The organism is Psychroserpens sp. (assembly GCF_047633235.1).
GTDB lineage: Bacteria > Bacteroidota > Bacteroidia > Flavobacteriales > Flavobacteriaceae > Psychroserpens.
In genome coordinates, this window is sequence record NZ_JBLIET010000006.1 from 68,984 (window position 1) to 82,474 (window position 13,491).

Annotated in this window: 13 protein-coding genes and 1 pseudogene; 10 read left to right on the forward strand and 4 right to left on the reverse strand. The window is 33.7% G+C overall.

Features of this window, described 5'->3' with window-relative positions:
* Positions 1-125: 125 nt before the first annotated feature.
* Positions 126-758, reverse strand: coding sequence for an RluA family pseudouridine synthase (locus ACJAZK_RS03265; protein WP_415222593.1), 633 nt, complete (start codon positions 756-758; stop codon positions 126-128).
* 349 nt (positions 759-1,107) lie between these two features.
* Complete coding sequence (locus tag ACJAZK_RS03270; protein WP_415222594.1) at positions 1,108-1,629, reverse strand: hypothetical protein; 522 nt, start codon at positions 1,627-1,629, stop codon at positions 1,108-1,110.
* Positions 1,630-1,841: 212 nt separating this feature from the next.
* On the opposite strand from ACJAZK_RS03270, the gene ACJAZK_RS03275 reads away from it, so the two are divergent.
* Positions 1,842-2,909 (forward strand): methyltransferase, encoded by a 1,068-nt coding sequence (locus ACJAZK_RS03275; protein ID WP_415222595.1) that lies wholly within the window; start codon positions 1,842-1,844, stop codon positions 2,907-2,909.
* Positions 2,910-3,040: 131 nt separating this feature from the next.
* Here the strand turns inward: ACJAZK_RS03275 and ACJAZK_RS03280 are convergent.
* Positions 3,041-3,334: pseudogene (locus ACJAZK_RS03280) on the reverse strand (YceI family protein); the annotation flags it as partial.
* A gap of 210 nt (positions 3,335-3,544) precedes the next feature.
* Positions 3,545-3,682: a hypothetical protein gene (locus ACJAZK_RS03285; RefSeq protein WP_415222596.1), complete on the reverse strand. Its 138-nt coding sequence runs from the start codon at positions 3,680-3,682 to the stop codon at positions 3,545-3,547.
* 188 nt (positions 3,683-3,870) lie between these two features.
* On the opposite strand from ACJAZK_RS03285, the gene ACJAZK_RS03290 reads away from it, so the two are divergent.
* The 9 genes from ACJAZK_RS03290 to ACJAZK_RS03330 all read left to right on the forward strand — a co-directional run bounded on the left by ACJAZK_RS03290 (position 3,871) and on the right by ACJAZK_RS03330 (position 13,465).
* Positions 3,871-4,416, forward strand: coding sequence for a nucleotide exchange factor GrpE (locus ACJAZK_RS03290; RefSeq protein ID WP_415222597.1), 546 nt, complete (start codon positions 3,871-3,873; stop codon positions 4,414-4,416).
* 52 nt (positions 4,417-4,468) lie between these two features.
* Entirely contained in the window at positions 4,469-5,608 is a 1,140-nt protein-coding gene (dnaJ, locus tag ACJAZK_RS03295) for a molecular chaperone DnaJ (protein WP_415222598.1), read from the forward strand.
* A 280-nt stretch (positions 5,609-5,888) separates the two neighbouring features.
* Positions 5,889-6,815 carry an ABC transporter ATP-binding protein gene (locus ACJAZK_RS03300; RefSeq protein WP_415222599.1) on the forward strand — a complete coding sequence of 309 codons (927 nt, stop codon included), beginning with the start codon at positions 5,889-5,891 and terminating at the stop codon, positions 6,813-6,815.
* A 1-nt stretch (position 6,816) separates the two neighbouring features.
* Positions 6,817-8,130, forward strand: a complete 1,314-nt coding sequence (locus tag ACJAZK_RS03305) for an ABC transporter permease (RefSeq protein WP_415222600.1) — start codon at positions 6,817-6,819, stop codon at positions 8,128-8,130.
* 2 nt (positions 8,131-8,132) lie between these two features.
* Positions 8,133-9,020: a mechanosensitive ion channel family protein gene (locus ACJAZK_RS03310; RefSeq protein WP_415222601.1), complete on the forward strand. Its 888-nt coding sequence runs from the start codon at positions 8,133-8,135 to the stop codon at positions 9,018-9,020.
* Positions 9,021-9,045: 25 nt separating this feature from the next.
* On the forward strand, positions 9,046-9,930 hold the full coding sequence (locus tag ACJAZK_RS03315) for a DUF6268 family outer membrane beta-barrel protein (RefSeq protein WP_415222602.1): 885 nt from the start codon (positions 9,046-9,048) through the stop codon (positions 9,928-9,930).
* A 2-nt stretch (positions 9,931-9,932) separates the two neighbouring features.
* On the forward strand, positions 9,933-11,096 hold the full coding sequence (locus ACJAZK_RS03320; RefSeq protein WP_415222603.1) for a sigma-54-dependent transcriptional regulator: 1,164 nt from the start codon (positions 9,933-9,935) through the stop codon (positions 11,094-11,096).
* Positions 11,097-11,103: 7 nt separating this feature from the next.
* Positions 11,104-11,985 (forward strand): PPK2 family polyphosphate kinase, encoded by an 882-nt coding sequence (locus ACJAZK_RS03325; RefSeq protein WP_415222604.1) that lies wholly within the window; start codon positions 11,104-11,106, stop codon positions 11,983-11,985.
* A 76-nt stretch (positions 11,986-12,061) separates the two neighbouring features.
* Positions 12,062-13,465, forward strand: a complete 1,404-nt coding sequence (locus ACJAZK_RS03330; RefSeq protein ID WP_415222605.1) for a M20/M25/M40 family metallo-hydrolase — start codon at positions 12,062-12,064, stop codon at positions 13,463-13,465.
* Positions 13,466-13,491 lie beyond the last annotated feature (26 nt).

A 13,491-nucleotide genomic window follows, 5' to 3' on the forward strand; every position in this document is an offset into this window, starting at 1 on the left:
CGATTCTTTCAATTGTTAAAATTCAATTCAAAACGAAGTTAATGGCTTTTTTTTAAGAAAGTCAATACGTGTATTTACGTCTGTGTGTTAAACAAAAAAAATAGTAATTTTACTTTGGTTTGAGGCTATTCAAGTACCGAAGATAATGAATCAAATATCTTTTTAAACCGTTCAGGTAACTCCTCTTTTAAAAATAGTTGTTCATGTGTGAAAGGATGTGTGAATTGTAATGAATACGCATGTAAATACAAGCCTTTACCATTTAAAATTAAAGGTTCAACTCCATACACTTTATCTCCCAATATAGGATGGCCAATATGTGATAGATGTTTGCGTAGCTGGTGTCGTCTCCCTGTTTGAGGTTCTAATCGTACTAGGTTGAGTGTTCCAAATCTTTTGGAAAGGACAGTTTTACAAAGCGTATAATTAGATTTTGAGGCCTTACCATCAATGTTGGTAGTGATTTCTCCTTCAGAGTCTATTTCACCAATAGTAGTTGCATAGTAGGTTTTCTTGATATCCTTATCTTCAAACAACTTATTTAAAGCTCGAATGCTACTGCTCGTTTTTCCAACTAATAAAACCCCTGTCGTCTCAAAATCTAAACGATGAACAGGTTGAGGTTTTGTAGCGTCAGGAAGTGTGCTTCTTTTTATATTTCTTACCAATGCATTGGTAATGGTTTTAAAACTATTGCCACTAACTAAAATGCCAGCGGGTTTATGAATTACGGCTAAATGATCGTCTTCAAATAACACCTTGAGTTGAAGGATTAATTTTTTTTTTAAACTGATTTCTTCTGAAATGGATAAACTAATGCGTTCTCCACCGTTGATAAAAGTAGCTGAGGTTGCAACAACATCATTAACCTTAATATAGCGTTTCTTAAGTGCTTTTTTTAATGCAGATTTTGTTAAAGCTACATCGAAAACACCTACGCCATACTCTTGTAACCGAATAGGGGCAAATAATTTAGGAACAATATGAGTTTCGGTTTTTTTTATAGTGGTGTTGTTATACTATGGTCAATGGCTGCAAGGATACGAAGTTCTGCAATTTATCTTAAACGTCAAGTGTTGAAATCTTTTAAATTTTAGAAGAATGAGTTTATAGCCTCCATTGCACAAATATTCCAGGTTGATAAATAGAAGTAGCACTATTTATATTGCTATGTAATTGTAGTCCTAGAGCAACATCCTTGTTAATATTAAATCTAATTTTACTTTGTAAAGGAAGTCCAACGCTTCCTTTTGTGTATTCGCGTCGAGAATTTTCATCATATTTAAAATTGAAAAAGCCAAGTCCTCCAAAAAAGTCAATATGAAGCCATTCTTTTATTTGTAATTCTCGACCATACATAATATTGTATTCGTCAAAACTATCCTGTATTGCTTCTCCAATAAAATTTATTTTGAATTGAGATCCTTGACCAGCATACACTTTAAATATATGTTTCCCGTGATTGAAACCAACATCTAAATTTACAACAAAACCACCATCCCTGTTTGCAAAGTATAGGTTTAAAGGAGCGAGTGAAATACTGTGAAGTTTGAGTTTGTTGGTGTCATCTTGAGCATGGCCATTTAAAATCAAACTTAAGACTAGTAGTATTAATATTATCTTTTTCATTTCTCAGTTGTTTTTAGCGCTTGGTGCAATGTTAAAATATTGACAGTTGTAACCTTGAAAGACTCAAGTTAGACTATTTTTTTTAAAGTAAAGTTTTAAAATAACCTGATTCTAAAGTACTTATTTATTTAAATAATTCATTTTAACATAAAACGATAAACACGGTAATTGCGAAAGAGTATTGTTTATCTTATCGCAAAATTAAACCAACCATGATTACTGTTCAAGACATAAACAAACCAGAGCCGATTAAGGTTGATGAACAACTAAAAACCTTTCAAAAAGGAGATGCTGTTGCAGGAACTATTGAATGCCTGAGGCGAGGTGAGTTTATATTAATTCAAACGTTTTATAGTGATGGAATTAGTCTTCTTGCTGAATTGCATAAGGATCTCAAATTAAAGTTGCCAAATTTTTCTTTTAAGGATCAGCAGGCTTATCGTGCAGAATATCACAAACTTTCAAATTTAGTTGTTTTAGAAATTGTGGATCAAAAACTAAGTCCAAAGAAATCTCCTAATATTGGTTGGTTAAGTGAGTTTTATCCAGACAATGAACACTTTTTATTAACATTTCCTCAAGTTCAAGGTTTAAATAGCGCTTGGCAGTGGCATGAAAAAGGAGTTTCTTTACCTGTTTTGCGAAATAAATTAAAACCTTATTATGGCACATATTTTCCTACACGTTTTGAACATTTAGTTCTTTTTGATAATTTTTTAAAACATTATAAAGGTCAAAAAAAGACAGCAATAGATGTTGGAGTTGGTTGTGGTGTATTGTCTATGCAAATGGTAAATCACCAGTTTCAAAAGGTATTTGCAACAGACATCAACCCCAATGCGATTTTTGGACTTCAAGAATACATGGGGAATACAAAACTTTCTAGAAAGATAGAACTAGATTGTGCACACCTTTTTGGTAAATGGATAAAACAGACTGAATTAATAGTTTTTAATCCACCATGGTTGCCAGAGACTCGAGAATTGGAGCGTATTGATCAAGCGATTTTTTATGATAAAACTTTATTTGAAAACTTCTTTGCCGAGGCGAAAAAGATATTATTACCAGAAGGTCAACTGGTGGTCATATTTTCAAATTTAGCACAAATAACAAATGTAACTGCAGCGCATCCTATAAAAACAGAACTGATGAACGGTAATCGATTTCAACTGGAGCGATATTTTAAAAAACTAGTAAAACCCGCCTCTAGTAAAACTAAAAGAGATCAGCATTGGCGAGCATTGGAAGAGGTAGAGCTATGGGTGTTGAAGCATATCTGATTCTCAATGAATCATTTTGAATTATTGTATTAGAAATTTTTAAGTTTTAAAATTTCCGAAGTCAATAAAAAAAGCATCCACAAACGTGGATGCTTTTATCATTATATGCCATTTAAGAGTTGGCTAGCGATCTAAGATTTTTTGGCTAGTATCATAATTTTCAATTCCATATCATCATTGACGAATTTGTCACCAAGATCATCAAATATAGATTTTGATTCGTAGTTAACTCCCCATTTCGTTTTGTCAATTGTGAATGCTTCACTTTCAATAGTCATCAGGTCTCGATTGTTAGTAATAGTAGCAGGGAATGAAATGTTATGCTTTTGACCCTTTAATGATAAGTTGCTAGAAAGTCTTGATTGTCCTACAGCTAAAGCTTCAGTTCCTGTAATTTCAAATTCTGCACTAGGGAATTTTACGGTATCAAAAAAGTGATTTTATTTACCTTCTATAGTGCCTTTTAAATGCGACTCTAAACTTTCTTTACCATCACCAGACTCAAGATCTGTTACAGTGATAGATGTCATATCAATTAGAAAAGTACCACTTTGTAATTTACCATCGTCTGTTTTAAAAATTCCATTGTCTAAATTAATAGTTCCATTATGTGCTCCTGTAGGTTTAAAACCTCTTCATTCTATTGAAGATTCTACAACATTTGCTGTGTATTTTTGAGATGTACTTGCACTCACAGCCGCAGCTTCTGCATCACTAGTAGTGGCTTCTGTTGTTTTATCTTTACAACTTGTAAAGGCAATGGCAATGGTCAAAAGTATTGAGAACTTTAAAAAATTTTGTCGTCATATTCTGTTTTAGATGTTTACTGATAGCAAAAATAAGTATTGCTCGTAGCTTCTGCAATTCCGAATAAAATATTTTGGTGACATTTTGACATTTTAATAATAATGGCAGTACTTTTGCCATATGGTAATCAAAGATTGAGAAAAAAATCAGGAAAATGAGTAAAAAAGATAAAAATCAAGATATAGAAGAATCGCAAACTCAAGACTATATAAATGAGATTATTGAAGGTTCTTTAGTCGAAGAGTTGACAGTTGAAGAACAGCTTAAAGAAGACTTAGTAAAGGAGAAAGACAAGTTTATGCGTCTTTTTGCAGAATTTGAAAATTATAAAAAACGTACAACTAAAGAGCGTATAGATCTATTTAAGACTGCAAATGAAGAGGTTATAGTCTCCATATTGCCAGTTCTTGATGATTTTGAGCGTGCTTTATTACATATTGAAGACGATAAAGAAGCTGAGGAGTTACGTAAAGGTGTTTTATTGATTTACAGTAAGTTAATTGCAACTTTAGAGTACAAAGGATTAGCTAAAATAGAAGTGAACCCAGGTGATATTTTTAATGCAGACGATCACGAGGCAATAACGCAAATCCCTGCACCAACAGATGATTTAAAAGGAAAAATTATTGATATTGTTGAAAAAGGATACAAACTTGGAGAGAAAATAATTCGTTTTCCTAAAGTTGTAATAGGACAATAATTAATAATAAAAATTAAAAATCTTTTCTGCGGAAAAGGTTAAGCATACAAGTATGGCAAAAAGAGATTATTACGAAATATTAGGAGTTGATAAAAGCGCATCTACTGCAGAAGTAAAAAAAGGTTATCGTAAGATGGCAATCAAATATCATCCGGATAAAAACCCTGATAACGCAGATGCAGAAGCAAAATTTAAAGAAGCTGCAGAAGCTTACGAAGTTTTAAGTAATGCCGATAAAAAAGCACGCTATGACCAGTTTGGTCACCAAGCCTTTGATGGTTCTGGTGGTTTTGGTGGTGGTGGTGGAGCTGGTATGAATATGGATGATATATTCAGCCAGTTTGGTGATATTTTTGGAGGTGGAGGCTTTGGGGGTGGAGGCGGATTCTCTGGCTTTGGAGGCGGTTTTGGCGGAGGTCAAAGACGTGTTAAAGGAAGTAACCTAAGAATTAGAGTGTCTTTAACTTTAGAGGAAATCGCTAATGGAGTTGAGAAGAAAATAAAAGTAAAACGTAAAGTTCAAGCACCAGGAACAACATATAAAACCTGTTCAACATGTAATGGGCAAGGCCAAGTAACTAGAGTCACCAATACTATTTTAGGTCGTATGCAAACGGCTGCTGCTTGTCCTACATGCGGAGGCGCAGGACAGAGTATAGATAAAAAACCATCTGATGCTGATGGTCAAGGTTTAAAAGTTCAAGAAGAAACGGTATCTGTCAAAATACCTGCTGGAGTTGTAGATTCTATGCAGCTTAAGGTTACTGGAAAAGGTAATGAAGCACCCGGAAATGGAATCTCTGGCGATCTTTTGGTTGTCATAGAAGAGAAAGAACATGAAACATTAAAACGCGAAGGTGACAACTTACACTACGATATGTATGTGAGCCTACCAGATGCTGTGCTTGGAACATCTAAAGAAATTGATACTGTTACTGGTAAAGTTAGAATTAAGGTAGATGCTGGAGTGCAATCGGGTAAAATTTTACGCTTACGTGGTAAAGGAATCCCGAGTATTAATGGTTATGGAAGTGGAGATTTATTAGTTCACGTTAATGTCTGGACACCAAAAACATTGAATAAAGAGCAAAAAGATTTTTTTGAAAGTATGAAAAATGATGAGCATTTTGACCCAAAGCCAGAAAGTACAGATAAATCATTTTTTGAAAAAGTAAAAGATATGTTTTCATAAAAAAGACAATTTTTAATAAAAAACACTATATTTGATTCACTACTAATTTCGATTAGTGGTAATTTTTCTTTTTCATAGCAATTTTTTTCCCATCCTTAATTTGTTTTGAGGGTGGGTTTTGTTTTTAGGTATAAATGGCTGTAAGTGTGAGACCTTAGATTCATATTTTTTCTCTGGCATAATACTAATACAGTCAAAAAAATTAAGTTAATAAGGATACTTTACGTCATTAACATTTTTATCTTTACGGCTATTACAATCAATCAATTTAAAATAATATATGAATGACCTATTAGTTGCTGATTCAGTATCTAAAAACTTTGGAGATTTTAGAGCGCTTAACGACGTTTCTATTTCAGTTCCAAAAGGAAGTATTTTTGGATTATTGGGGCCTAACGGTGCAGGTAAAACGACACTTATTAGAATTATTAATCAAATTATGATGCCTGATACAGGTCGCGTTTTATTAGATGGTGAGCTTTTAAAACCTGAGCATGTTAGAAATATAGGATATCTACCAGAAGAACGTGGGCTTTATAAGTCTATGAAAGTCGGTGAGCAAGCTTTATATCTTGCACAGCTCAAAGGCTTGTCAAAAACAGAAGCAAAAGAACGTTTAAAATATTGGTTTGATAAATTAGAAATTGGAGGTTGGTGGAATAAAAAAATACAGGAATTGAGTAAAGGTCAGGCGCAAAAAATTCAATTTATTGTAACGGTTTTACACCAACCTAAGCTATTGATTTTTGACGAACCGTTTTCAGGGTTTGATCCTATAAATGCCAATTTGATTAAAGATGAAATTCTCCAGTTAAGAGAAGAAGGAGCTACTGTTATTTTTTCAACACATCGCATGGAATCAGTAGAAGAATTATGTGATCATATTGCCTTAATTCATAAATCTAATAAAGTATTGGATGGCAAATTAACAGATATTAAACGTCAATTTAAAACCAATACGTTTGAGGTAGGATTGCAAACAGATACGGTTGAAATGGTAACTAACACTATAAAAGAAAAGTTTGAAGTATTACCAGCAACATTTAGAAACCTCAATGATGATGTAAAGCTTAATATTAAACTTAATGGGACAGATACCTCTAATGATTTATTGTCATTTCTTACGTCTAGAGCACAGGTACATCATTTTGTAGAAGTGATTCCGAGTGCAAGTGATATTTTTATTCAAACTGTAAAGAACAACTAATATGAACCATTTACCACTCATTATTAAAAGAGAGTATCTCACAAAGGTGAAGAACAAGTCGTTCATTATCATGACGTTTGTAAGTCCCTTAGTTATGGTCGCTTTAATTGCGGTTGTCGCATATTTATCTCAATTAAATAATGATAAAGAGCGTACTATCGCTGTATTGGACGAAACAGGAGTTTTAAGTGATGTTTTTGCAAATACCGAGCATACTACGTATACAATCTTAACCGATACAAGTTTGGAAATAGCTAAAGAACTCACAAAGTCTAAAGAAGATTTTGGCTTACTTTATATTGAAAAAAGTAGTGATCCTACAAATGTATTATCTCGTGTGCAGTTTTTTTCAGATGAGTCACCTTCATTGGGTATCATGTCCAGTTTGGAAGAGAAAATAGAAAAGAAATTATCAGATAATAAATTGTTTAATGATGGTGTTGATTTAGAAAAGATAGCCGCTTCCAAAACAAGTATAACTATTGCGCAAGAAACATTCACGGGCGAAAAAACATCTAAAATTGATAGCTATTTGAAACTCGCTTTTGGTGGAGCAGCAGGATACTTGTTGTTTATGTTTATTATTATCTACGGAAACATGATCATGCGAAGTGTTATCGAAGAAAAGACGAGTAGAATAATTGAAGTCATCATTTCATCGGTAAAACCAATACAATTGATGATGGGTAAAATTATAGGAACCTCTCTAGCAGGAATTACACAATTTGCGATTTGGGTTCTCTTGGGAAGTGTATTGATGCTCGTATTGTCTGCTATTCTTGGGGTAAGTATAACGGAATTACAAACACCGCAGCAAGACATCATGAACGAAGCAATGCAAAATCCTAAAATTGCTAATGAGATACAACTAGGGTTGCAGTCTTTCTTTAATTTACCAATTGGTAATTTAGTTGTTGCTTTTATGTTCTTTTTTATAGGTGGATATTTATTGTATAGTTCTTTGTATGCAGCAGTTGGAGCAGCAGTGGATAATGAAACAGATACGCAACAATTTATGATGCCAATTTTAATGCCATTAATTCTAGCAGTTTATGTTGGAATTTTTACTGTAATTGAAGATCCTCATGGCACAGTGTCTACTGTGTTTTCCTTTATACCATTTACCTCTCCAGTTGTCATGTTAATGCGTATCCCCTTTGGTGTTCCCATTTGGCAACAAGTCTTATCGTTTGCTATATTGGTTTGTACATTCGTGTTTACAGTATGGTTCGCCGCTAAAATATATAGAGTAGGTATTTTGATGTATGGTAAGAAGCCTAGTTATAAAGAATTGTATAAATGGATTAAATATTAAATATGATTCAAGACTTTTCTACAATAGAAGAAGCGATAACTGATAGCTCTGTTTGGGGAAATACTCAAGCATTTATGAAACAGCATGTCGAATTTGGAAAAGATATAAGTATTTCTATTTTTGATGTTGTGATTGTTATAACTGTCATTTTTATAACAACTCTAATTCTTAGACTCGTTTTGAGAATTATTACAAGAAATCTTCCGCCAATTGACAAAGGGAAATTTAATGTTGTTTTTAGTTATTTTAGATGGTTAATCTATGTCGTGATTTTACTAGTTACCTTGCATACGGTAGGTATTAATGTTACAGCTGTTTTTGCTGCCTCTGCAGCACTATTAATTGGTGTTGGTTTAGCATTACAAACCTTATTTCAAGACATTATTTCGGGTGTGTTTATTTTAATAGACCAGACGGTACATGTTGGAGATATTATTGAGATTGATGGTAAGGTTGGACGTGTTGAAGAAATAAAATTGAGAACTACAAGGGCCGTAACTATTGATAATAAAGTATTGGTAATACCAAATCATTTGTACTTAGAAAACAGTTTATACAATTGGACACAAAACGGAACTGTAACAAGAGAAAATGTACAAGTAGGAGTGGCGTATGGAAGTGATATTCAGTTGGTGAAAAAAATATTATTACAAGCGGCTAGCACGCATCCAGATGTCATTAGTTCTCCTGAGCCTATTGTCGTTTTTACGAACTTTGGAGAGAGCTCTTTAGACTTTAAACTTATCTTTTCATTAGGAGATAGTTTTAAAGCACAATTTCCCAAGAGTGATATACGTTTTGAAATTGATAGATTGTTTAGAGAGCATAACGTTTCTATTCCTTTTCCTCAGAGAGATATTCATATCATTCAAAAACCGGAGTTGAAATAAGGTTAAATTAGAACGAATAAAAAATATGAGTAATAAATCAAGTAGGTTATTATCTGTAATGGTATTCTGTTTTTTATCACAGCTCGCTAATGCACAACTTACAGATTTAGCTAGATTAGAATATTCATTTATTCCTAAGAGTAATTCAGAAGATCAATACACCAGGTTAAGAGCATTGGTTAATTATCCTATCCAAACAAAAGAGGATTCCTATTTGATAATTGGTGCAGAATATAACCGTATTATATTAAATTTAGAGGATGATTATCCTTTTGATAAGTCTCGTTTAAAAACTATTAATATAATAGATTTAAATTTTGGCTATACATTTAAGACTAGTGAAAAATGGCGTTTAGGTTTTAAATTTAATCCTAGAATAGCTTCAACACTGACGACAAAAATAACATCTGATGATTTTTTTATTAATGGCGGTGCATTTGCTATCAGTGATAGAACAAAAGATGAGAGTTCCAAAAGACCTTATCGTCTAATTCTAGGACTAACATTCAATGCTACTACAGGAGTTCCTTTCCCGTTGCCATTTGTTAGCTATTTTAGACGAGTTAACGAAAGGTGGTCATTTTCAGCAGGTGTGCCAAAATCTAATATAAAGTATTTTTTTACTGAAAGTAGCATGTTACAAACGTTTATAGGTCTAGACGGGTATTTTGCACATGTACAAGAGCCATTGGCTATTCAGGGGCGCCAAGTGGAGAATATTTCCTTATCAGTTGCGGTAGGTGGACTTGGATACGAATATTGTTTCACTAAGAATTTAGTGGCATACATGTACGCTGGTTATACATTTAGATTAAATAATGTATTACGTGATGGAAATAAAGATGAAGTTTTTAAATTAGATGATGTAAATGCATTTTATCTAAGAACAGGTATAAAATTTAAAATATAAAAATGGCGAAGATTTTAGTTATTGAAGACGAAGCAGCGATCAGAAGAGTATTGGTTAAAATACTTTCTGAAGAAAATGACGCTTATGAAGTTTATGAAGCAGAGGATGGATTAGTCGGCATAGAAAAAATTAAAAAAGAAGATTTTGATTTAGTCCTTTGTGATATTAAGATGCCAAAAATGGATGGTGTTGAAGTTTTAGAAGCTGTAAAAAAAATAAAGCCAGAAATACCCATGGTGATGATTTCTGGACATGGTGATTTAGATACTGCAGTTAATACGATGCGTTTAGGCGCATTTGATTATATTTCTAAACCACCAGATTTAAATAGATTACTCAATACTGTTAGAATAGCACTCGATACTAAAGTTTTAGTTGTTGAAAATAAAATGCTTAAAAAGAAAGTCAGCAAAAAGTATGAGATGATAGGTGAAAGTGATGCCATTGCTCAAATTAAAGATATGATTGAAAAAGTATCAGCTACAGATGCAAGAGTCTTGATTACTGGTCCAAATGGCACAGGTAAAGAGCTAGTAGCGCATTGGCTGCATGAGAAAAGTGATCGCGCTAAAGGTCCTTTAATAGAGGTTAATTGTGCCGCGATACCGTCTGAGTTAATTGAAAGTGAGTTATTTGGTCACGTTAAAGGTGCTTTTACGAGTGCAGTTAAAGATAGAGCTGGAAAGTTTGAAGCTGCTAATGGTGGCACGATTTTTCTAGATGAAATTGGAGATATGAGTCTTTCGGCGCAAGCTAAAGTATTAAGAGCCTTACAAGAAAGTCGCATCCAACGTGTAGGTAACGATAAAGATATTAAAGTTGATGTTCGTGTTGTCGCAGCGACCAATAAAGATTTAAAAAAGGAAATTGCCGAAGGTCGGTTTAGAGAAGATTTGTACCATAGACTTGCTGTTATATTAATTAAAGTGCCAGCTTTAAATGATAGACGCGAGGATATTCCGTTGTTGATTAATCATTTTTTGGGTAAAATTTCGGAAGAACAGGGCACAGCAAAAAAAGAATTTTCTGATAAAGCTATAAGATTACTTCAAGATTATGATTGGACTGGCAATATTCGTGAATTGCGAAATGTTGTGGAACGTTTAATTATTTTAGGGGAAAAAGAAGTGAGTGAAAATGATGTGAAATTATTTGCATCTAAATAGTCCTATCATGAAAAAAAATATCAATACAAATGAGTTTAAAATAAGGACACCAATTCAGTTAAAGGATATAGCCACAACCTATCATCTCGACGCTGATAAAGATGAAATTGAAGACGAATTAGAAGGTGTTTGTAAAGATTTGGCAAAAATTCAAAATGCCATGTATGCTCATGGTAAGTACGCGGTTCTTATTTGTATTCAAGGAATGGATACAGCGGGAAAGGACAGTTTAATTCGTGAAGTCTTTAAAGCCCTAAATGCAAGAGGTGTCGTGGTTCATAGTTTTAAGGTTCCTACGGAAATAGAACTCAAACACGACTACTTATGGCGTCACTATTTAGCACTACCAGCGCGCGGAAAATTTGGTGTTTTTAATCGCACACATTATGAAAACGTATTAGTAACACGTGTACATCCAGAATATATTATGGGCGAGAATTTACCCGATGTTAACGCTGTTAGTGACGTAAACGATTCTTTTTGGGATAAACGTTTTAAGCAGATTAATAACTTTGAAAAACATATTGCAGAAAACGGAACTATCATCTTTAAATTCTTTTTACACTTATCTAAAGACGAACAAAAAAGTAGGCTATTAAGACGTTTAGATAAACCAGAAAAAAACTGGAAGTTCTCACCAGGAGATTTAAAAGAACGCGAACTTTGGGACCGCTATCAAGACTGTTATGAAGAGGCTTTAAATAGAACATCAAAGGCGCATGCGCCATGGTATGCCATTCCTGCAGATGATAAACCAACGGCGAGATATATTTTGGCAAAAACCTTATTAGATACTTTAAAAATGTATAAGGATATTAAGGAGCCAGAAATGGATGACGCTGTGAAAGCCAATTTACATCTCTATAGAGAACAATTAGAAAACGACTAGTTCATTTTTAAGTTTTCTTTTTAATTACTAAATATTTAAAATAGTATCTTTCAGCTTCAATGAAAAAAACGATCTTATGAAGCATATACTCATTGTTGTATTTCTTTTTACAACGGTTCAATTCTCTGCACAAACAGATGCTGAGAATCTTAAAAAAATCTATACAAATTCTCTAACAGATGGAATGAGTTATCAATGGTTAGATCATTTGTCAAACCAAATTGGTGGACGGTTGTCAGGCTCATTAAATGCAGAATTAGCAGTACAATATACCAAAGAAGAGTTTGATAAGTTAGGCTTGGACAAGGTTTGGTTGCAACCCGTTATGGTGCCTCGTTGGGTAAGAGGTGCTCCTGAGTTTGCATACTTTGAAACCTCACCAGGAGTCACTACAAATGTGAATATTTGTGCGCTTGGTGGTTCTGTTGCAACACCTGCTGGCGGTTTGAAAGCTAAAATCATTGAAGTTGGAAGTTATACAGAAATAGAGGCTTTGGGAGCCGATAAAGTAAAAGGGAAAATTGTATTTATCAATAGACCAATGCAAGCTGATTTGATAAATACTTTTGAAGCTTATGGTGGTTGTTCTGTTGAGCGGTACGCTGGTGCTGCAGAAGCTGCAAAGTATGGAGCTGTTGGGACCATTGTGAGATCTTTAAATTTAAGACTGGATGATTTTCCGCATACTGGAAGTATGGGCTACGGCGATTTACCAAATAGTAAACGAATTCCTTCGGCTGCAATTAGTACTAATGATGCCGAATTATTAAGCGGAATTTTAGCACTAAATGGCAATATTAATTTCTTTTTTAGTCAGAATTGTAAACAACTAGAAGATGTACAATCCTATAACGTCATAGGTGAACTTACTGGAAGTGAATTCCCTAACGAAATCATGGTTGTTGGTGGACATTTAGACTCTTGGGATTTAGGTGATGGCTCTCATGATGATGGCGCAGGAGTAGTGCAATCTATGGATGTTTTACGATTGTTAAAGGCAAGTGGGATTCGTCCAAAACGCACTATAAGAGCTGTTTTGTTCATGAATGAAGAAAATGGATTAAGAGGCGGTAAAAAATATGCTGAGGTTGCAAAATCAAAAAAAGAAAAGCATGTATTTGCTCTAGAGAGTGATTCTGGAGGATTTACACCTAGAGGCTTTAGTTTTGATTGTAGTGATATTATGTTTGCAAAAATTGAAAGTTGGAAGCCGTTATTCAAACCGTATTTAATCCACTATTTTGAAAAAGGTGGAAGTGGAGCAGATATAGGTCCTTTAAAAGATGACAATATCGTCTTAGCTGGTTTGCGACCAGATTCACAGCGTTATTTTGATCATCATCATGCAGCCAACGACACGTTTGAACACGTGAATAAACGTGAATTAGAATTAGGAGCTGCCTCTATGACAGCCTTAATTTATTTGATAGATACATATGGAACTGAGACTCTTTCTAACAACGTTGAATTAAAAAATTAATATCAAAATTTACATAGTTTTTTTGC